The sequence below is a fragment of the Streptomyces sp. NPDC016845 genome (assembly GCF_044332585.1).
In the GTDB taxonomy this organism is placed as follows: domain Bacteria; phylum Actinomycetota; class Actinomycetes; order Streptomycetales; family Streptomycetaceae; genus Streptomyces.
Window position 1 is genome coordinate 34673 of the sequence record NZ_JBIRPI010000026.1, and the last position, 22044, is coordinate 56716.

The 22044-nt window shown below is 75.3% G+C and carries 4 protein-coding genes; all 4 read left to right on the forward strand.

The features are described from left to right. Positions 1-29 precede the first annotated feature (29 nt). The 4 genes from ACH4RC_RS36655 (at position 30) to ACH4RC_RS36670 (ending at position 22025) form a co-directional block, all read left to right on the forward strand. Positions 30-4586 carry an SDR family NAD(P)-dependent oxidoreductase gene (locus tag ACH4RC_RS36655; RefSeq protein WP_398208548.1) on the forward strand — a complete coding sequence of 1519 codons (4557 nt, stop codon included), beginning with the start codon at positions 30-32 and terminating at the stop codon, positions 4584-4586. Continuing rightward, positions 4583-13207: an amino acid adenylation domain-containing protein gene (locus ACH4RC_RS36660; RefSeq protein ID WP_398208549.1), complete on the forward strand. Its 8625-nt coding sequence runs from the start codon at positions 4583-4585 to the stop codon at positions 13205-13207. The genes ACH4RC_RS36655 and ACH4RC_RS36660 overlap by 4 nt, the downstream gene beginning before the upstream one ends. A 92-nt stretch (positions 13208-13299) precedes the next feature. Further along, positions 13300-18888, forward strand: a complete 5589-nt coding sequence (locus ACH4RC_RS36665) for an SDR family NAD(P)-dependent oxidoreductase (RefSeq protein WP_398208550.1) — start codon at positions 13300-13302, stop codon at positions 18886-18888. Continuing rightward, positions 18885-22025 (forward strand): amino acid adenylation domain-containing protein, encoded by a 3141-nt coding sequence (locus tag ACH4RC_RS36670; RefSeq protein WP_398208551.1) that lies wholly within the window; start codon positions 18885-18887, stop codon positions 22023-22025. Before ACH4RC_RS36665 ends, ACH4RC_RS36670 begins: the two co-directional genes overlap by 4 nt. Positions 22026-22044 lie beyond the last annotated feature (19 nt).

The following is a 22044-nucleotide window of genomic DNA, read 5'->3' on the forward strand; positions in this document are numbered from 1 at the left end:
CCGCACCGAGCCACCAACGGGAGAACATCTTGAACGCACAGCTGGGTCAGCCGGATCGGGACGACCGGGTCGACACCGACGGCCGGATCGCCGTCGTCGGCATGGCGGGGCGGTTCCCCGGAGCCGAGTCAGCCGACGAACTGTGGGACCTCCTGGAGAACGGGACCGAGGCGATCTCCCGGTTCACCGCGGAGGAACTGCGCGCCTCCGGCGTCCCCGACGCCGACGCGGCGGCCCCCGGCTACATACCCGCCAAGGGCGTCCTGCCGGACATCGCCGGGTTCGACTCCCAGCTCTTCGGCTACAACGCCCTGGAGGCCTCGGTCATCGACCCCCAGCAGCGGATCTTCCTCGAGTGCGCGTGGGCGGCGCTCGAGGATGCCGGCTGCGACCCGGACAGGGCCCAGGGGCCCGTCGCGGTCTACGCCGGATCGCTGCTCAGCACCTATCTGATCCACAATCTGCTGCCCCGCACCGATCTGCGCGCCAAGCTGGGCGTCCCCCTGCTCTTCCAGGGGAACCAGCCCGACCAGCTGGCCGGCCGCGCCGCGTACAAGCTGAACCTGCGCGGACCGGCCGTCAGCGTCCAGACCGCCTGCTCGACCTCCCTCGTCGCGGTGCACATGGCCGCACAGAGCCTGCTCACGCAGGAGTGCGACCTCGCCCTGGCGGGCGGTGTCACCGTCACCGTGCCGCACCGCTCCGGCTACCTGCCCGTCGACGGAGGCATTGAGTCGCCCGACGGCCGGTGCCGCCCCTTCGGCGCCGGTGCCAACGGCACGGTGTTCGGCAACGGCGCGGGCGTCGTCGTGCTCAAGCGGCTGTCCGACGCCCTCGCCGACGGCGACCGCGTCCAAGCGGTGATCCTCGGCTCGGCCGTCAACAACGACGGTGCCGCCAAGGCCGGTTACACCGCTCCCGGTGTCGCGGGCCAGGCGGCCGTGGTCCGCGAGGCGCTGTCCGTCGCCGACGTGTCGCCGCGCTCCATCGGGTACGTGGAGGGCCACGGCACGGGCACCGCGCTCGGCGACCCGATCGAGGTCGAGGCGCTCACCACCGCCTACCGGGCCGCCGACCCCGGCACGGACGCCGCTGCCTGGTGCGCGCTCGGCTCGGTGAAGTCCCGCGTCGGCCACCTGGACACCGCGGCCGGCATCACCGGCTTCATCAGCGCCGTCCAGGCCCTGCGCCACGGCAGGATCCCCGCCACCCTGCACGCCGACGGCGACACCCCGGCCTCCGACCTGACCTCCACACCGTTCTTCGTGCCCGACCGTTCCACCGCGTGGCCGGCCGGTGACGGACCCCGCCGCGCGGGCGTCAGCGCCTTCGGCATCGGCGGCACCAACGCCCACGTCGTACTGGAGGAGGCGCCGCGCCCCGCCGGCCGGCCCGACGGCGAGCACGGCACGCCGCAGAACACCGCGTTCCCGGTCGCGCTGCCGCTGTCGGCCCGCACCTCCACCGCCCTGGACACCGCCGCCGAGCGGCTCGCCGCACACCTCGAGGCCGATCCGGAGGTGCCGCTCGCGGACGTCGCCCGCACCCTGCGCGCCGGACGGCGCCGCCTGGACCACCGCAGAGTCGTCCTCGCCCGCGACACCGCCGAGGCCGTCACCGCGCTGCGCACCGGCGGGCGCCGCGACTCCGTACGGGCCCGCACGGACCGCGTCGACGCGCCCGTGGCGTTCCTGCTGCCCGGCCAGGGCACCCAACTGCCGGGCATGGCGGCGGGCCTGTACGACGCCCACCCGGTCTTCCGGGCCGCGCTCGACGAGTGCGCCGACCTCCTGCGACCGCACCTCGGACAGGACCTGACCGCCCTGCTGCACTCCGGCGGCCAGGAGGAACTGCGGCGTACGTCCCTGCTGCAGCCCGCCGTCGTCGCCGTCGGGCACGCGCTCGCCCGCCTGTGGGAGCACTGGGGCGTACGCCCCACGGCCCTGCTCGGACACAGCCTCGGCGAGTTCACCGCCGCCGCCCTGTCCGGCGTCTTCGAACTGCCCGACGCCCTGCGGCTGGCCGCCGTGCGCGGCCGGCTCATGGAGGACACGGCGGCCGGGGCCATGCTCGCGGTGCCGCTCGGCGAGGCCGACGCCACCGAGGCGGCCGCCCGGTACGGGCTCGACCTCGCCGCGGTCAACGGTCCGGCGGCGACCGTGCTGTCGGGCCCGCTCGCCGCGGTCGACCGAGCCCACGCCGACCTCGAAGGACGCGGTCTGCGCCCACTGCGGCTGCCGGTCGACCGGGCGTTCCACAGCGCCCTGTGCGACGAGGCCGCCACGCGCTTCGGCGAGGAGGTCGCGGGCGTCGTACGCCACGCGCCCGCGGTGCCGTTCGTCTCCGGCGTGAGCGGTGACTGGATCACCGCGGAACTGGCCACCGACCCCGCCCACTGGGCCCGCCAGATGCGCGAGCCGGTCCGCTTCGACCGGGGGCTCGACACCCTGGCCGCGCTGGACGACGGTCTCGTCCTGGTGGAGAACGGGCCCGGCAGCGTCCTCACCGACCTGGTGCGCTCGGTCCGTCCCGGCACCGGCGGGACGAGGCTCGCCCCGCCCCCGCTGCCCTCCCGGGGCCGCCGCGGCCCCGAGGACGAGCCCGCCGGCGCTGCCTTGTCCCTGGCCGGACTGTGGGCCCACGGCGCCCACGTCGAGTGGGAGCCCGCCGCTCCCGGCGCACGGGTGACCGGCCTGCCCGGCTACCCCTTCGAGCGCCGGCACCACTGGATTGAACCCCTCACCGAGGCCCTGCCCACCGCGCCCGCGCCCGGTTCCGAGCCCGCGGGGCACGTACCGCGGGAGACGGCCGACGCCGTGCACGCCACCCACGTGTGGCGTCCGGCCGCCGCCGACGAGAGCGCCGACCAGCTCTCCGGACGCCGCAGGACCTGGCTCGTCCTGATGGACCCCGACGGCGCGGCCCAGCCCGTCGTGGACCTGCTCACCGCGCGCGGACAGATCGTCACGGTCGTGCAGCCAGGCGCCGCGTACCGCCGCGTCCGGCGCGGCGTCTACGAACTCGACCCTGCCGACCCGGCCCAGTACAGCAAGCTCTTCGCCGACCTGCGGGCACTGGTGCGCACCCCCACCGCCGTGCTCTACGCCTGGGGCCTGAACACCGGTCAGGACACCGCGGCCGCCGCCCCCGACGAGACCGCCTGCTACTTCGGGCTCGTGCGACTCGCCCGCGCCATGGCCGACGAGAGTGTCGTCAACGAGGTGCGCCTCGGCGTCCTGACCCGGGGCGCGTTCCGCACCACCGCCGAGGAGCGCCCCGACCCCGCGGCCGCCATGCTCAGTGGCCCCGTCCAGGTCCTCCCCGAGGAGTACGCCAACCTCAGCTGCTCCCAGGTCGACCTGGCGGCCGGCGACGCCCTGGACGCGTCCCGCGCCGAAGCCGTGCTGAACGCCGTACTGGCCGGGCCCGCCCGGCTCCTCGCCCTGCGCGGCGGTGCTCTGCTCACCCGTACCGTCGAGGCCGTCGAACGTCCCGCCCCCGACTCCGCCGCCCGCCTCCGCGAGGCCGGAACCTGGGTCATCACCGGAGGTCTCGGCGGCATCGGCCGGACCCTCGCCACCCGCCTGGCGGGCGTCCCCGGCACCCGGCTGGCCCTGCTGGGCCGGCACACCCCCGACGGCGACGACGGCGGGCCGGGCGCCGCACTCCTCCGCGACCTGCGCGCGTCCGGGACCGAGGTCCTCGCGCTGCGGGCCGACGTCACCGACGCCGGCTCCTTGAGCGGCGCACTGGACGAGGTCCGCGCCGCCTTCGGCGCCATCGACGGCGTCGTCCACGCGGCCGGTGTGCCCGGCGGCGGCTCCGTCGCCCTGCGCGACGACCAGGACGCGCGGGCCGTGTTCGGCCCCAAGGTGACCGGCACGCGCAACCTCCTCGCCGCCCTGCGCCCCGACGAGGCACGCGTACTCCTCGTCTGCTCCTCGCTGGCGACCGTCGTGCCCACCTACGGGCAGGCGGACTACGCGGCGGCCAACGCCTACCTCGCCGCGGCGGCGGAGGCCGAGGCGGCAGGCGGGGTCCGGCACGCCGTCGCCGTCGACTGGGACATGTGGGCGGAGGTCGGCATGGCCGGCGAGGCCGAAGTGCCCGCCGACCTCAAGGCGTTGCAGGAGCGCATGCTCGCCGGAGCCCTCACGGCCGAGCAGGGCGCCCGCGCCTTCGCGGCCCTGCTGGACGCACCCGCCGGCCGCGCGGTGGTGGCCCGCTCCTCGGCCTCCGTCACGGACGGAACGCTCCGGCTCGCGGACGAACCCGCCGGGGCACGCCCCGCGGCTGTCGCCCTGCCCCGCCCCGACCTCGCCATCCCCTACGCGGCCCCGCGCACCCCGACCGAGGAGAGGCTCGCCGAGATCTACGGCGAGATGCTCGGCATCGACCGGGTCGGCGTCCACGACGACTTCCTCGGACTGGGCGGGCACTCCCTGCTCGCCGCGCAGATCGTGGCCCGGCTGCGCGCCGAGTTCGACGTCGACGTGCCCGCCCGTGCGTTCTTCGAGGGCGGCACCGTCGCCGACCTGGCCGAGCTGATCGAGGAGCACATCCTCGCCGAACTGGAGAACCAGTGACCAAGCCCACCGACCGGGAAGAGCGTCTTGCCCGGCTCACCCCCGAACGGCGGGCCGCCTTCGAGGCCCGCCTCCGTGGCCGCGCCGCCGGCGCGGCCACCGCACCCGACACCACCGGCACGGCCCCCGGCGCCGCCGGGGAACCGATCGGGCCCGCGCAGGGCCCGGCCCCGCTCTCCTTCGGGCAGGAGCGGCTGTGGTTCCTCGACCAGCTCACGCCGGGTCTCGGCGTCCACAACGAGTACGTGGCGCTGCTCCTCACCGGCCGGCTCGACCTCGACGCGCTCGACGCGGCGCTCACCGGACTCGTCGACCGCCACCAGGCCCTGCGCACCGTCGTCGACCCCGCCGGCGGCACTCCGGTGCAGCGTGTGCTGCCCACGCCGGACACCGTCCTGCGGGTCGTGGACGCCGGACGAGGGGCCGACGCGGCCACCGCACCCGGCGAGGACGGCCTGCTGCCCGCCGAACGGGCGCTGGCCGAGGAGGAGGCAGCGCGCCCCTTCGACCAGGACGGCGGCCCGCTGTTCCGTGCCCTGCTGATCAGGTCCGCGTCCGACCGGGCCCTGCTCGTCGTGGTCAACCACCACATGGCCGGCGACGCCTGGTCCAGGGCCGTCCTCGTGGACGACCTGTGCGCCGGCTACCGCGCCCGCCTCGACGGCACTTCGGCCGCCGGCCGGCCGCTGCCCGTCCAGTACGCCGACTGGGCCGCCTGGCAGCGCCGCGAACTCACCGACGAGCACCTGGCAGGCCAACTGACGTACTGGCGGGAAGCCCTGGCCGACGCGCCGCCGCTGCTCGACCTCGCCACCGACCGTCCGCGCCCCGCGACCCCCACCCACCGCGGCGGCCGCGTCCGCTTCACGCTGGACGCCCGCCTCAGCGAGGCCGTGGAGAGCGCCGCTCGGGAGGCCAGGGCCACACCCTTCATGGTGACCCTCGCCGCCTGGCAGGCCGTCCTGATGCGCCACTCCGGCCAGGAGGACGTCGTCGTCGGCGTGCCCACCGCGGGACGTGACCGGCCGGAGACGGCCTCCCTGGTCGGCATGTTCGTCAACAGTCTGGTCCTGCGGGCCGACCTGTCCGGCGACCCCACGTTCGGGGAGCTCCTCTCGCGGGTCAGGGAGGCCTCCCTCGGCGCGCTGGCGCACGCCCAGGTCCCCTTCGAACGGCTCGTGCGGGAGCTGAGCCCCGACCGCGCCCTCGGCCACGCGCCGCTCTACCAGGTGCAGTTCGGCTATCGCAACGTTCCCGAGCGTGCGCTCACCCTGCCCGGCGTCGAGGTGCGGGTCGCCGACCTCGACAACGGCCTGTGCCGCACCGACCTCAGCCTCGAACTGGCCCGGCGGGGCGAGGAGACCGAGGGCATCTGCGAGTACAGCCGTGACCTGTTCGACGAGGACACCGCGCGCACCCTCACCGACGCGCTGGAACGGGTGCTGCGCCGTGCCACGGCCGACCCGGACCTGCGCCTTTCGGAACTCCTGGCCCTCACCGCCGCCGAACAGGCACTGCTCGAGGCGTCCGGTGACGGCGGACCGTTGCCCGAAGGCACCGTGGACGTCCTCACCGCTTTCGCCGCGGCCACCGGCGACCGCCCGGACGCCGAGGCCGTCGTCTGCGCCGGTACCTCGCTCACCCTCCGCGAACTCCACGACCGTGCCACGGACATCGCCGCGCGACTGCGGGGCGCGGGCGTCCGGCCGGGCGACCGGGTCGGCGTCGGGATGCGCCGCTGCGCGGACCTCCCGGCGGCGCTGCTCGGTGTGCTCATGACGGGCGCGGCCTACCTGCCGCTCGACCCCGACTATCCCCAGCAGCGACTGCGGTACGTGTGCGAGGACGCGACGCCCACCGCCGTCCTCGTCCACACCGCGACCCGGGAGACGTTCGCCGCGGGCCTGGTCCCGGACGGCGTGGCCCTGGTCGACATCGACAGCCCCGCCGACCACGCCGGCGCCACCGATGACGCCACACCGGCCGCCGACCCCGGCACACCGGCGTACGTCATCCACACCTCCGGCTCCACCGGCAGGCCGAAGGGAGTGGTGGTACTCCACCGCAACCTCACGGCGTTCCTGGCCGCCATGGACCGCGTCGTGGACACCGGCGACGCACCGGTGACCTGGCTCGCCGTCACCAGCGTCTCCTTCGACATCTCGGTGCTCGAACTGCTGTGGACGGTCAGCCGCGGCCACCGGGTCGTCCTCACCGCGGACGGCGGCACCACCACCGTCCAGGAGTCCGCGTCCGCGCCCGTACCAGGCGCGCCCGAAGCGGCGTCGGCGGCACCCGAGTTCAGCCTCTTCTACTTCGCCAGCGGCTCCGGCCTGACGGGACCGGACCAGTACCGGCTGCTGATGGACGGCGCCCGCTTCGGCGACGAGCACGACTTCAGCGCCGTATGGCTCCCGGAGCGGCACTTCCACGCCTTCGGCGGCTCGTTCCCCGCGCCGTCCGTGCTCGCCGCCGCCGTGGCCACCGTCACCCGGCGCATCGGCATCCGCGCCGGCAGCGTCGTCATGCCGCTCCACCACCCGGTCCGGGTGGCGGAGGAGTGGTCGGTCGTCGACAACCTCTCCGGCGGCCGGGTCGGACTGTCCTTCGCCTCCGGCTGGCACATGGACGACTTCGTCCTCGCCAAGGACGCCTACGAGGACCGGCAGGCCCGCACGCTGGATGGGCTCGACGAGGTCCGCAGACTGTGGCGCGGTGAGCAGGTGGCCTTCGAGGGCCCCCGCGGCCGGAGCGTCGAGGTCGGCGTACTGCCCCGCCCCGTCCAGGCCGAACTGCCGGTGTGGCTCACCTCGTCGGGCAACCCCGAGACGTGCCGCAGGGCGGGCGAGGCCGGAGCGCGGCTGCTGACCCACCTGCTCGGCCAGAGCGTCGAGGAGCTCGCCGAGCGCATCGCGGTGTACCGGGAGGCATGGCGGCGCGCCGGGCACCCGGGCGAGCCCCACGTCACCCTGATGCTGCACACCTTCATCGGCGGCGACGCCCAGGACGTCCGCACACACGCCTGGCAGCCGTTCCGCGACTACCTGCGTTCCTCCGTCGGCCTGATCGAGAACATGGCCCGCGCCATGGGCGTCGACATCACGGCCGACGACTTCACCGAGGACGACCAGGAAGCCCTTCTCGACCACGCCTGCGCCCGCTACCTGGCGGACAGTTCGCTCATCGGCACGGTCGAGGACCGGCTGCCCCTGGTGCGCCGGCTCACGGAGGCGGGCGTGGACGAGCTCGGCTGCCTCCTCGACTTCGGCGTCGACGCGGACGCCGCGATCGGGGCCCTGGCCGCACTGGCCGACCTCAGGAAGCGGGCCGCCGCCACGATCGCGGGCGGCGCACCTCGCGAGGCGGCCTCGCTCACCGAACTGATCCGCGCGCACGGCGTCAGCCACCTCCAGTGCACCCCCTCGCACGCCCGCGCGCTCCTCGAGGAGGCGGACACCGCCGCCCTCGGCGGACTGCGCCAGCTGCTCCTCGGCGGCGAACCCCTCGACGCCGGGCTCGTCCACGAGCTCGCCGAGCACGTGCGCGGCACGATCCGGAACATGTACGGTCCGACCGAGACCACCGTGTGGTCCACCACGGACCTCGTGGACCCGGCGGCGGGAACCGTCACCATCGGACGGCCCGTCGCCGGCACCACGGTCCGCGTGCTCGACCCGCACGGCCGGCGTGTCCCCGCCGGTGTCCCCGGCGAGCTGTACATCGGCGGCGCGGGCGTGACCGCCGGATACCTGGACCGCCCGGAGCTCACCGCCGAACGGTTCGTCCCTCCGCCCGGCGTCACCGGTCCTGCCGCCCCCGCGGAACTGCTCTACCGCACGGGCGACATCGTCCGCGTACGCCGCGACGGTCGGCTCGACTACCTGTCCCGCAACGACCACCAGCTGAAGATCCGCGGCTTCCGGGTCGAGGCGGGCGAGGTCGAGGCCGTGCTCGCCGCCCTGCCCGCGGTCCGCCAGTGCGTCGTCACGGGACACGGCCTCGGCACGGCCGCCGCCTCCCTCGCCGCCCACCTCGTGCCCGCCACCCCCGAGGCGCCGCCGACCCCGGCCGAGCTGCGCGCCGAACTGGCCCGCCGCCTCCCGCCGTTCCTCGTCCCGTCCCACTTCGTCCTGCTCGACGCGCTGCCGCTGACCAGCAACGGCAAGGTGGACCGCGGGGCGCTGCCCGCCCCAGGCCCGGAAAGGGGCGCCACCGGAGAGTTCACCGCGCCGACGACCCCGGCCGAGGAGCTCATCGCGGCCGTCTGGCGCGACGCCCTGCGCATCGAACGGGTCGGCGTCCACGACGACTTCTTCGAACTCGGCGGCCACTCCCTGCTGGCCACCCAGGTCGTCGCCGGAATCCGGCGCGCGCTGGGCGTCCACCTTCCGCTGCGCACCCTGTTCGAGGCGCCCACGGTCGCCGCGCTCGCCCGCGCCGTGGAAGGACCCGTCAGCGCCGGCACGGCGGCGGGAGACGCGGAATCCGCCGGCCCGGCCCCGCTCACCCCGGACCAGGAACACCGGCACGACCCGTTCCCGCTGACCGACGTGCAGCGCGCCTACTGGATCGGCCGCAGCGGCAGTGTGGGCGGCGACGTCTCCTGCCACCTGTACGTCGAACTCGATGTCGACGACGTGGACCTGCCCCGGCTCGAGCGGTCGTGGCAGGCGCTGGTACGGCGGCACGACGCGCTGCGCATCGTGGTGGACGAGGACGGCGCCCAGCGCATCCTGGCGGACGTCCCCGACTACCGCATCGAGGTGGAGGACCTGCGCGGTCTGGACGACGCCGGACGCGTCGGCCGGCTGGAGGCGACCCGCCGGGCAATGTCCCACCAGGTGCTGCCCTCCGAGACGTGGCCGCTGTTCGACATCCGGGCCAGCCGCACCGGGGAGGCCGACGCACGGCTCCACTTCGGCATCGACACCCTGATCGCCGACGGCGGCAGCGTCCAGATCCTGCTGCGCGAACTGCTCGCCGTCTACCGCGGCGAGCTCCGGCCGAGCCCGCTCGACCTGTCCTTCCGGGACTACGTCATGGCCGAGCAGCGGCGCCGCGGCGGCCCCCAGCGCGCACGCGACCTGGCCTACTGGCGCGACCGGCTCGACACCCTGCCGCCCGCGCCCCCGCTGCCGCTGGCCAAGCGCCCCGAAGAACTGACGGAGACCCGGTTCAGGCGCCGTGAGGCGCACCTGGCGGCCGACGTGTGGGGCCGGCTGAAGGAGCGGGCCGCCGCCGCGCGGATCACCCCGTCGGCGCTCGCCCTCTCCGCGTACGCCACCGTGCTCGGCACCTGGGCGGGCACGGACCGCTTCACGCTCAACCTCACCCTGTTCAACCGGGCGGGCGACCATCCCGACCTGCCCGCTCTTGTCGGGGACTTCACCGCCCTCACCATGCTGGAGGTGGACGGCGCCGCGTCCGGGGCGTTCGAGGAGCGGGCCCGCCGGATCCAGAACCGGCTCTGGGAGGACCTGGACCACCAGCTCGTCAGCGGTGTGTGGGTCGCGGGCGAGCTGGCCCGCCGCCGCGGCGTCGCCGACGCCGTCATGCCCGTCGTCTTCACCAGCGAACTGGGCGCCGCGGACGCGGGGGGCACCCCGCCGTCCGGGCTGGGCGCACGGGTCGCGTACACCATCACCCAGACCCCCCAGGTGTGGCTCGACCACCAGATCGCCGAGGACGGCGGCCGCCTGCGGCTCACCTGGGACGCCGTCGAGGCGCTCTTCCCGCCCGGCGTGCTCGACGACATGTTCGCCGCGTACACGGCGCTCCTGACCTCCCTCGCGCAGGAGCCCGCCGCCTGGACCGACGCGCACAGGGAAGTCCTGCCCCCCGGGCAGACCGCGCGGTACACCGCGCTCAACGACACCGCGGGCCCGCTCCCGGACGGCCTGCTGCACGAGCCGTTCCTCGACCGTGCCCGCAGGCAGCCCGACCGTGTCGCGGTCGTCTCCGGCACCGGCACGGTCACCTACGGGGAGCTCGACCGGGCGTCGCTCGCCGTCGCCCGCAGCCTGCACAGGGCCGGCGTGCGGACCGGCGACCTCGTCGGCGTCCTGGCCGACCGGGGGTGGGAACAGGTCGCGTCCGCCATCGGCGTCCTGCGCGCCGGAGCCGCCTACCTGCCCCTGGACAGCGGCCTGCCCCCGGCACGCGTCGCCCGCTCCCTCGAACACGCGGGGGCCGTGGCGCTGCTCGTGCCCGCCTCCTGTCCGGCGGGGGAGGGGGCGCCGGACGGCGTCACCGTCCTCCGCTTCGACGAGGCCGTGGCGGCCGGCGGCGCGGCGGGCCCCGAAAGCGACCCGCGGCCCGCCACCACACACGCCGACCTGGCCTACGTGATCTACACGTCCGGGTCCACCGGCGAACCCAAGGGCGTGATGACCGATCACCGGGGCGCCCTGAACACCGTCACCGACCTCAACGACCGGTTCGAAGTGGGCCCCGACGACCGGGTGTTCGCCCTGTCGTCCCTCGGCTTCGACCTCTCCGTGTACGACATCTTCGGCACGCTCGCCGCGGGCGCCGCCCTCGTCCTGCCGGGTCCGGACGAGGAACGCGACCCGGTCCGCTGGGCGCGGCTCGTCGCCGAGCACGGCGTCACGGTGTGGAACTCGGTGCCCGCGCTGATGGAGATGCTCCTCGTGCACGCCACGGGCAACCCGGCCGTGGACGTGGAGAGCCTGCGCCTTGTCATGCTCAGCGGCGACTGGATCCCCGTCGGCATGCCCGACCACATCCGGTCGGTCGCCCCGAAGGCCGAGGTCATCAGTATGGGCGGCGCCACCGAGGCGTCGATCTGGTCCGTGCTGCACCCGGTCGGCACGGTCGACCCGGAGCGGCCGAGCATCCCCTACGGCCGTCCTCTGCGGAACCAGACGATGTACGTCCTCGACGACGCCTTCCGGCTACGCCCCACCGGCGTGCCCGGCGCCCTGTACATCGGTGGTGTCGGCCTCGCCACGGGCTACCGCAACGCGCCCGCCCTCACGGCCCGGGCCTTCCCCACGCACCCCGTCACGGGGGAGCGGCTCTACCGGACCGGCGACCTGGCCCGGCTGATGCCCGACGGCGACCTGGAGTTCCTGGGCCGCGAGGACGCGCAGGTGAAGGTGCGCGGCATGCGCATCGAACTGGGCGAGATCGAGGCGGCGCTCGTGCGCACCGAGGGCGTCCGCGAGGCCGCCGCGCTCGTCGAGGGCTCCGGCATGTCGGCCCAGCTGGCGGCCTACGTCGTGCCGGACGCGCCGGCCGGTCCGGCCGCGCCCGCGGCGGCTGCGGCCGCCGGACTCGACGCCGAGCGGGTGCGCAGGCTGGAGACGCGGCTGCGCCAGCCGGGGCGGCGCGAGGACCTGTCGGGACGCAGGGTCATGCCGTTCGCACTGCCGTCGGACACGGCAGCGCTGCGCGCCGCGTCGAACGCACGCGGCGCGGCCACCGGCTTCGGCACGGGCCCCGTCCCGGCCGCCGACGTGTACGCGCTGCTCACCGTCCTGGCGCGCCAGGACGACGACGGCGTGCCCCGGTACGCGTACGGCTCGGCCGGGGGGCTCTACCCCGTCCAGACGTACCTGGCCGTCGCCCCGGGCGGCGTCGAGGGGATCGAGGCCGGCACCTACTACCTGGACCCGGCCGGCCCCGCCCTGGTGGAGCTGGACGGCCCGGACGGTGCCCGGCGGGCCCTGGACCCCGTGCTGTACGGGGAGTCCAACAGGCCCCTGGCCGGGCAGGCCGGGTTCGCCGTCCACCTGGTCGTCCGCAACGCCGCCGTCAAGCCCGCGTACGGCGAACTCGCCGACCGGTTCGGGCTGCTGGAGGCGGGGGCCATGGCCCAGCTGCTGCGCCAGCGGGCCACGGACTGCCGCGTGGGTCTGTGCCCGATCGGCGACGTGTACGCCGAGCCGCTGCACGAGGTCCTGAGCCTGGAAAGTGACCAGACGGTCCTCCACACGCTGCTCGGCGGGGTTCCGGCCGGCGCGGTCACGGCCACCGACGACAAGGACCGGTGGGCGGCCGTCGTACGGGACGAACTCGCCCGGCGCCTGCCGGTCTACATGGTGCCGCGCCACCTGCGGGTGATCGACGCGCTGCCCCTGTCGGCCAACGGCAAGGTGGACCGCAAGGCGCTCGCCCGGCTGGGCGGCGCAGCCGCGCTGCCCGCGCCGTCGGACGCGCCCGCCGCTCCGGCGGCGGTGCCCAGTGCCCCCTCGGTCCCGGCACCGGCGCCGTCCGGCACCCTCCCCGGCACCACCGTGCAACGGCTCGTGGCGTTGTGGCGCGAAGTGATGGACGGCCAGGAGATCGACGTCGACGCGAACTTCTTCGACGCCGGCGCGACCTCCATCCACCTGGTGCGCGTACAGCGCCGCATCACCGAGGAGTTCGGCACGGAACTGTCGGTCGTCGCGATGTTCGACAGCCCGACCGTCCGGCTCCTCGCCGAGCTGCTCGAGGGCGCCGGGCCCGCCGCCCCCGTGCCCGTCCCCGCCACGACGGACGCGGCCCCGGCGCAGCCGCAGGACTCCGCCGCCCCCGCGTCCGGCCGGCGCCGTCACCACGAGCGACGGCGCGCCGCGCGCCGCGCCGGTGAACCCGGCAGCCCGTCCGACGGCTGAGAGAACCCGGGAAGAGTGGCGCGGCCGCGGCCCCGCCACTCTTCCCGGCCCCCGCAAACGCGGCACGCACCGCCCCTAAGGAGACAGACCGAATGACCAGCCAGGGCACCGGGAGCACCACAGACGTACCGGACCTGCCGGACGCCATCGCCGTGACCGGACTCGCCTGCCGGTTCCCCGGCGCGCCCGACGCCGAAGCCTTCTGGGCGAACCTCGTGGCAGGCCGGGACAGCGTCACCTTCCGCACGCCCGAGGAGCTGGCCGCGCTCGGTGTGTCGGCCGACCGGCTGGCCGACCCCCGCTACGTGCCCGCCGGGGGAGTGCTCGACGGTGTCGACGAGTTCGACGCCGAGTACTTCGGCATCACCCCGCGCGACGCCGCGCTGATGGACCCCCAGCACCGGCTGTTCCTGCAGTGCGTCGTCTCCGCGCTCGAGAACGCGGGCCAGCCCACCCGGGGGGTGGACGGCGGCATCGGCGTCTACGCGTCGGCCGGCTTCAACTCGTACCTGACCCACCACTTGCTGCCGCACGCCGCCGAACTCGCCGACCGTGCGGACGTGCAGTGGCTGGCCGCGGGCGACAAGGACTACCTGGCCACCCAGACGTCCTACCGGCTCGGACTCACCGGCCCCTCCCTGAGCGTGCAGACCGCCTGCTCGTCGGCGCTGGTCGCCCTCCACCTGGCCGGCGAGGCGCTGCTCAGCGGAGAGTGCGACGTGGCCGTCGCCGGGGCCGTCTCGGCGGGCGTCTCCCAGGGCCTGGGCTATCTCCACACCGAAGGCGGCATCCTGTCGCCGGACGGCCACTGCCGGCCGTTCGACGCCGCCGCAGGCGGCACCGTCTTCGGCAGCGGCGTCGGCGTCGTGGTCCTCAAACGGCTCGCCGACGCCGTCGCGGACGGCGACACCGTCCGCGCGGTGCTGCTCGGCTCCGCCGTCAACAACGACGGCGACCGCAAAGTCGGCTTCACCGCACCGGGCCTGGAAGGGCAGGTCCGCGTCATCGGCGCCGCGCAGTCCGTCGCAGGAGTCGGCCCCGAGGACATCTCCTGCCTGGAGGCCCACGGCACCGGCACGGCCCTCGGGGACCGCATCGAACTGGCCGCCCTCGACCGGGTCTTCGCCGACGCCCCCGATCCCCGCCGGGTTCTCGGCGCGGTCAAGTCGAACGTCGGCCACCTGGACACCTGCGCGGGCATGGCCGGACTGATCAAGACGGTCCTCGCGCTCCAGCACCGCACCCTGCTGCCCACCGCACACTTCGACACCCCCTCGCCGGGCCTGGACCGGAGCCGCTTGCGGGTGCTGACCGCCGCCGAACCCTGGACCGGCGAGGACGGCACCCGTACGGCCGGAGTCAGCTCCTTCGGCATCGGCGGCACCAACGCCCATGTCATCCTGCGGGACGCCCCGCCCGCGGCCCGTCGCGCACCACGCCACGACACGGCCGGCGGATGGCAGGTGCTGCCGCTGTCCGCCCGCACGCCCGAGGCGCTGGACCGGCTGGCAGCCCGGCTGGACACGGCCCTGGCCGGCCCGGCAGCTCCCGCACTCGCCGACGCGGCGCACACCCTGCAGACCGGTCGTACGGCCCACCCCTGGCGCCGTGCCGTCACAGCGGCACCCGGCCGCACGGCCTCCACCCCGTCCCGGCCCGCTCCGACGCGCGCCGGTGACGCGCTCGGCGGCGTCGCGCTCCTCTATCCCGGCCAGGGCGCCGGCACCCCGGGCATGGCGGCGGAACCGTACGCCACCGAACCGGTGTTCCGCGCCGCCCTCGACCGGTGCCTGGAAGCCCTGCGCCAGTGGACCGGCGCCCCACTGCGCGAACTGCTTCTCGACCCCGGGCACGACAACGCCTTCGACCGCACCGAGGTGGCCCAGCCCGCCCTCTTCGCCGCCGGGTACGCCCTCACCGAGTGGTGGACGGCCCTGGGGGTCCGCCCGGTGGCGCTGGCCGGACACAGCGTCGGCGAACTCACCGCCGCCTGCGCCGCCGGGGTGTTCACCCTCCAGGACGCCGCCCGGCTGGTCGCCCGCCGGGGCGCGCTGATGAGCCGGATGCGAGCCGGAGCGATGCTCGCCGTTCCGCTGCCCGAAGCCGAACTGCGCCACATCATCGACGCCTCGTACGGCGACGCGGGCAAAGCCCCGGACCTCCGGCCGGAGCTCGCCGCCGTCAACGCGCCCGACCGCTGTGTGGCCACCGGTGAACCGGCCGCCGTCGAACGGCTGCGGGAGCTGCTCGCCGAGCGGGGCGTGGCGGCCCGCCCGCTGTCCGTCCGGCACGCCTTCCACAGCCGCCACGCCGACGGGCTGCTCGACGAGTTCGCCGCCCTCGTCGCCGCCACGCCGGCGCAGGCTCCGCGGATCCCCGTCGTCTCCTCTCTCACCGGTCGGCCGCTCACCCCTGAAGAGGCGGCCTCGCCCGCCCACTGGGCGCGGCAGTTGCGCGAGACGGTGCGCTTCGCGGATGCCCTGCGGGCACTGCCGGAGACGGCTGCGCTGGTCGAGGCGGGGCCCGGCCGAGCGCTGTCCGGCTTCGCCCGCCGCACTCTCGGCGCGGACCGGCTGGTCCTCCCCGCGCTCGGACTGCTCCGTGACGGCGAGGACGAGCCCCCCGCCCGGCTCACCGCGGTCGCCCGGCTGTGGGAACGCGGTACCGACATCGACTGGACGGCGCTGGGCGAGCGGACCGGACGCCGCCGCGTCCCCCTGCCGGCCTACCCGTTCGAACGGACCCGGCACTGGTTCGAGCCCTCCGCCCCGTCCTCCGGCCGACCGGCTTCCGTGAGCCCGCCGATCGCGGCCACGACCGACGCGGCGGGCCGACCCGAGGACCGGCTGCATGTGCTGGCGTGGTCCCCTTCCGTGCCGCCCGCCCCCGCGCCCCGAACGGGTCTCGGCACGGTCCTGCTGCTCGCCGACGCCACGGGCCTGGCCGACGAGATCGCCGCGAAGCTGGTCCGCGACGGCGCCCAGGTGCATCGGGTGCGCCCCGGCGCGCCCGGGCTGCCGGGCGGTATCAGCGCCGAGGCCGACGGCCACCTGCTGGACCCCGAGCACCCGGACGCCTTCCGCGCCCTCGCGGCCGAACTGGCATCCCGGGGGACGGTCCCGGACGCGGTCGTCTCGTGCTGGGCCGTCGACGACCCCGCCATCGACCTCGCCACCGCCGACGTCGTGGCGCGCTGCGCGCTGCGCGCCGTCACCGTGCCCGCCGCGCTGGCCCACGCGCTGAGCGAGCGGTTCCCCGGCCGGCCCCTGCGCGCGCTCCTCGTCAGCGACGCGGCCCTCGCCGTGGGCGGACAGCGCCCCCGTACGCCGCACGCGGCCGCCGCCGTCGGACCGGCGCGGGTCCTGCCCCTGGAACTCCCGGGCAGCGCGGTGCGCGCCCTCGACCTGGACTGCGCGCCCGGCCAACGCTCCGACCACGCCCGGGCCGCCGACGCGGTCATCGCCGAACTCGCGTCGCTCGTCCACGGTGCGGGAGCGGCCGACCCGGTCGTCGCCGTCCGCGGCCGCCTCCGGCTCGTGCCCGAGGCCGCGCGCCCGGCGCTCGGCGAAGACAGTCGGGTGCCCGCCGACCTCCCCGCCGGAGCCTGGCTGATCACCGGAGGCCTGGGCGGCATCGGCACCGCCGTCGCCACGCGCCTCGCCGACCGGGCGGACCGCCACCTCGTCCTCGTCTCACGCCGGCCGGTTCCCGACGGGCCCGCCTGGCACGCGATCAGGCCCAAGGGGGGAAAGCCCGCCGCTGCCTGCTCCCCGGAGCTGGCCCGCACGCTGGCGGCACTCTCCGCCAACGGTTGCGAGGTCTGTCTCGTCCAGTGCGACGTCACCGACGAGCGGAGCCTGAGCGAGGCGCTCGACCGGGTCCGCGAACGCTACGGCCGGATCGCCGGCGTCGTGCACGCGGCCGGCCTGCCCGGCGGCGGTGTGCTGGCCCTGCGGAGCCAGGAGGCCGTCGCGCGGGTCATGGAACCGAAGGTGCTGGGCACCGTGCTGCTGCACCGGCTGACCGAGCGGGACCGGCCGGTCATGGCGCTGTGCTCGTCCGTCCTTGCCGTGACCGGTGTGGCCGGACAGGCCGACTACACCGGCGCCAACGCCTTCCTGGACTGCTTCGCGCACACCACCGACACGGCCGTCTCCATCGGCTGGGACCGCTGGTCCGAGACGGGGATGGCCGTGCGCAGCGCCACCGTCGACTGGACGGACGAAGAGGGCGAGCCGCTCGACCACGCGCTGTTCGACGCCCGGCGTGACGCTTCCGACGGGTGGACCGAGTTCCGCCTGCGCCGCGGCCCGCACACCGCGTGGCTGTCCGCTGAACACCGCCTGGCGGGCGAGCCGGTGCTCCCCGGCACGGCGCTGCTCGACCTGGCGCTCGCGGCGCACCGGTGGCTGACACAGGCGGGCGACGGCTCCGACGAACGGGCCCAAGCGCCCGCACCGGTCGAGCTGGACGCGGTCTTCACCAGCCCCGTGCGGCTCGCCGAGGCCGCACCGCCGGTGGTCCTCGTACGGCTGAGGCCCCACACGGAGGGCGGCCACGAATGGGAGGTACGGTCCTCCACGGCCGGCGACCGCCCACACGGCCAGGGCCGCGTCCGCCCGTACGACGGCCCCGCGCCGCAGGACATCGACCTCGCCGCGCTGCGCGCCGGGACCACCCCCGTCACGGTGGCGCGGGGCGGCCGGGCATCCGGCGGCGTGCTGACCACCGGGCCGCGATGGGAGTGCGTCACGCAGACTCACCGCGGTGCCGGACACGCTCTGCTGTCGCTGCGGCTCCCCGAGCGCCACCACGACGACATCACGGCCCATCCGTTGCACCCGGCGCTGCTCGACGCCGCCACCGGCGCCGTCGCCGAGAGCACCGGCCGGCACCTTCCCGTGGCTTACCGCAGACTGATCCTCCATCAGGACCCGGGCGCCGCGGGGTACGCCCGCGTCGTGCCCGTCTCAGGCGATCCGCAGACCGACGACACCCTGGTGGCGGACGTCACCCTGACCGATCCGCAGGGCCGTGCGGCCGTGACCGTCGAGGGTTTCGTCCTGCGTCCGGTGCCCGCCGCACCGGGGGAGAACCCGCCGGGCGGTGACGGGCCGGGGAAGAGCGACGGCATCACCACCCGGGACGGCCTGCGTGCCCTCGACACGATCCTCGCCAACCCCCATCTGCCGCACGTCCTGGTCACCCCCCGCACCATCCGGTCCGCTCCGGCGGACGCTCCGCGCGCGGCCGCCGCAACCGCGGCACCCGGCGCCGGAAAGGGACCGCAGGACGACCTCCCGGACGACCTGCCGGGGCGGATCGCGCAGGTGTGGGCGCGGATGCTGGGCCTGCCCGGCGTGGGCTCCGACGACAACCTCTTCGAGCTCGGTGCCGACTCCCTGGCCATCGTGCAGATCGCCGCCGAGATGCGGAACGTGGGCCTGGCCGTGTCACCCGGCGACCTCTTCGCCCACCCCACCGCCGCGGCGCTCGCGGAACGGCTCGGCGCCGACGCCTCCGGATCCGCCGGCCCCGGTACGGACGGCCCGCCCGACGCGGCCCCTCCCGCCGCCGAGCCGCCCGCCGACGTGCCGGGACACTTCCCGGACGCCGACCTCAGCAACGAGGACCTGGCACAGGTGATGAACCTGTTCCGGTCCGGACAGGACACGCAGTGAACGACATCGAGGACATCTACCCTCTCTCTCCCGCTCAGGAAGGGATGCTCTACCACACGACGACCTCGCCGGAGCACGGCCTCTATGTCGAAACGACCACCTTCAAGATCCTCGGTGCCCTCGACCTCCAGGCCCTGACGGCGGCCTGGCGGACCGTCGTCGCCCGCCACCCCGCCCTGCGCACCGCCTTCGTCCACGAACGCATCAGCGCCCCCCGCCAAGTGGTGCTGCCGGACGCGGAAGTCCGCGTCGACTTCCGCGACCTGACGGACCTGGACGAGGCGGCGCGCGCCGAGGCGGGAGAGAAGGAGGTGGCGCGGCGCCGCGGTGAACCGTTCGACCCGGCCCGCCCGCCGCTGATGCGGCTGCTGGCCCTGCGACTGCGCGCGGACGAGCACCTGATGGTGTGGACGTACCACCACATGATCCTCGACGGCTGGTCGGCCGCCCTGCTGATGGCCGAGGTCACCGCCGAACTGGCACATCCCGGGGGAGCCGCGCCCACCCCGCCGCCCCCGTTCCGCGACCACATCAGCTGGCTGCGCCGACAGGACCCCGAGCGCGACCGCGCCTTCTGGAGCGGCTACCTGGCCGACTACCGGGAGCCCGCGGTCTTCACCCTGCGGGGAACGCGCCCCGGCGCCAGGCCGTCGGGAGAGTTCCGCACCGTGCGGGGCACCCTGTCCGCCGGGGCCACCGCCCGGCTGCGCGACCTGGCGGCGGCCCGGTCGACCACCCTCGGCAGCGTCGTGGAGGCCGCGTGGGCGGGTACCGTCGCCCGCTACTCGGGCCGGGACGACGTGGTCGTGGGCGTCACCGTCGGTGGACGGCCGCCGCTGGCCGGCGCCGAATCCATGATCGGCATGTTCATCAACACCGTCCCCGTACGGGCGCGCGTCGACCACGGCCTGGCCGCCGAGGAGTGGCTGTCCGGGTACGCGGCCTCCCGCCACCCCGTCCTCGAGCACCAGCACACGCCGCTCACCGACGTCCAGCGCTGGGCCGGAACAGAACGCGGAGTACAGCTCTTCGACACCGTCGTCGTGTTCGAGAACTACCCGGACGCCTCCCGGTCCGTGCTGTCCGGGGGAGAGCTCCGCGTCACGGACGTCCGCTACGAGACCCGCACCAACTACACCGCCACACTCGTGGTACGGGCCGCCGACGACCTGCGGTTCCAACTCGTCGTCGACGGCGCCGCGTTCGGTGACGGCGAGGCGGAGCGGGTCCTCCGGCACGTCACCACCGTCCTGGAACGGCTCGCCGACCGGCCGGACATGCCCGTCCGCGACCTCCTGGCGGTGCCCGAGGAGACCCGCGCCCTGCTCGTGGACCGCTGGAACGGCACGGACGTCGACCGCACGCCGCCGCGCGCGCTGCTCGCCGGCCTGATCGACCGGGCAGTGACCGAGCGGCCGGACCACCCTGCGGTCGTCTCCGGCGACACCACGTACACCTACCGTGAACTCGACACCCGGGCCACGGCGCTCGCCCGGCGTCTGGCCGCCCTCGGCACGGGCCCCGGCGACCGCGTGGGCGTCTGCCTGGGCCGCGGCGCCGACCTGGTCACCGCCCTGCTCGCCGTCGCGCGCGCCGGAGCCGCCTTCGTACCGCTGGACCCGGCGCACCCCGCCGGCCGCACCGCCTACGTACTGCGCGACGCCGACCCCGCCCTCGTACTCACCGACGCCACGACGGCCCTGATCCCGGAGGGCTGGAGCGGCACCGTACTGGACCTGTCGCGCGAGGAGTGGGACGCCCCTGCCGAGGCGGCCGCCGCGCTGCCGGGCGCCGACCCGGGCAGCCTGGCCTACGTCATCTACACGTCCGGTTCCACCGGGCGCCCCAAGGGCGTCGCCATCGGCCACCAGGCCCTGGCCAACCTCGTGGACAGCCTGGCGCTGCGCCACCCCGGCCTCGGCCCCGACCACCGCTTCCTCGCGCTGACCACGCTCACGTTCGACACGTCACTGGCCGAACTCCTGGTGCCGCTCGCGGTGGGGGCCACGGTCCACGTCGGCGGCCGGACGCTCGGACTGAGCGGCAGGGAAGTGGACGCCTACGTCACCCGGCACGGCATCACCGCACTGCAGGCCACGCCCTCGCGCTACCGGGCGCTGCTCGACTCGGGCTGGCAGGGCGACGGCTCGCCGCGGCTGTACAGCTGCGGCGAGGCCTTCCCGCCGGACCTCGCGGAACCCCTGGCCAAGCGGGGCGAGTCCGTGTGGAACATGTACGGGCCGACCGAGACCACGGTGTACTCAAGCGTCGAGGAGATCCACGCGACGACCACCCGCGTCACCGTCGGACGCCCGATCTCCCACACCACCCTCCGCGTCCTCGACCAGCGCGGCGGCCTCCCGCCGATCGGCTGCGTCGGCGAACTGTGCATCGGTGGCGACGGCGTCGCCGAAGGCTACTGGAACCGGCCCGAACTGAACGCCGAACGCTTCGTACCCGACCCGTACACCGACGGACGCTCGCGCATGTTCCGCACGGGCGACCACGCGCGCACCCTCCCGGACGGCCGGGTCGAGGTCCTCGGACGCATGGACCGCCAGCTCAAGCTGCGCGGCTATCGCATCGAGCCCGGCGAGATCGAACAGGTACTGCTGGAGGAAGCGCAGATCGCCGCGGCCGCCGTCGCCGTACGCGACGACCAGCTCGTGGCCTGGACCGTGCCGGCCGACCGCGCCGCTCCGGCGGCACCGGACCGGCTGCGCGAACGGCTCCGGCGCCGTCTGCCCTCGTACATGATCCCCGACGTCCTGGTCACGCTGGACGAACTGCCGCTCACCGCCGCGGGGAAGACCGACCTCCTCGCCCTGACCGTTCCGTCCGGCGAGGCGTCCGGCGGCGCGACCGCGACCGGCCCGGACGTCACGGCGGACAAGGCTTCGCCCGGCGGACCGGAGGAGACGGTCGCCCGCATCTTCAGGGACGTGCTGGCCCTTCCCGAAGTGGGCCTCGACGACGACTTCTTCGACCTCGGCGGGGATTCGCTGCGCGCCATGCGCATCGCCGCCCGCATCCAGTCGGAGCTGGACGCGGACTTCGACGTCGAGCTGCTCTTCGACTACTCGACGGTGCGTGAACTGGCCGCAGGCATCGCCCGGATCACCGCCGCGGGCAACTGAACGAGAAAGGTCCCCCAAC

What these genes read in the sequence shown, in the direction of transcription:
- ACH4RC_RS36665 (WP_398208550.1), top strand. Translation starts at nt 13,300, where the DNA reads ATGACCAGCCAGGGCACCGGGAGCACCACAGACGTACCGGACCTGCCG.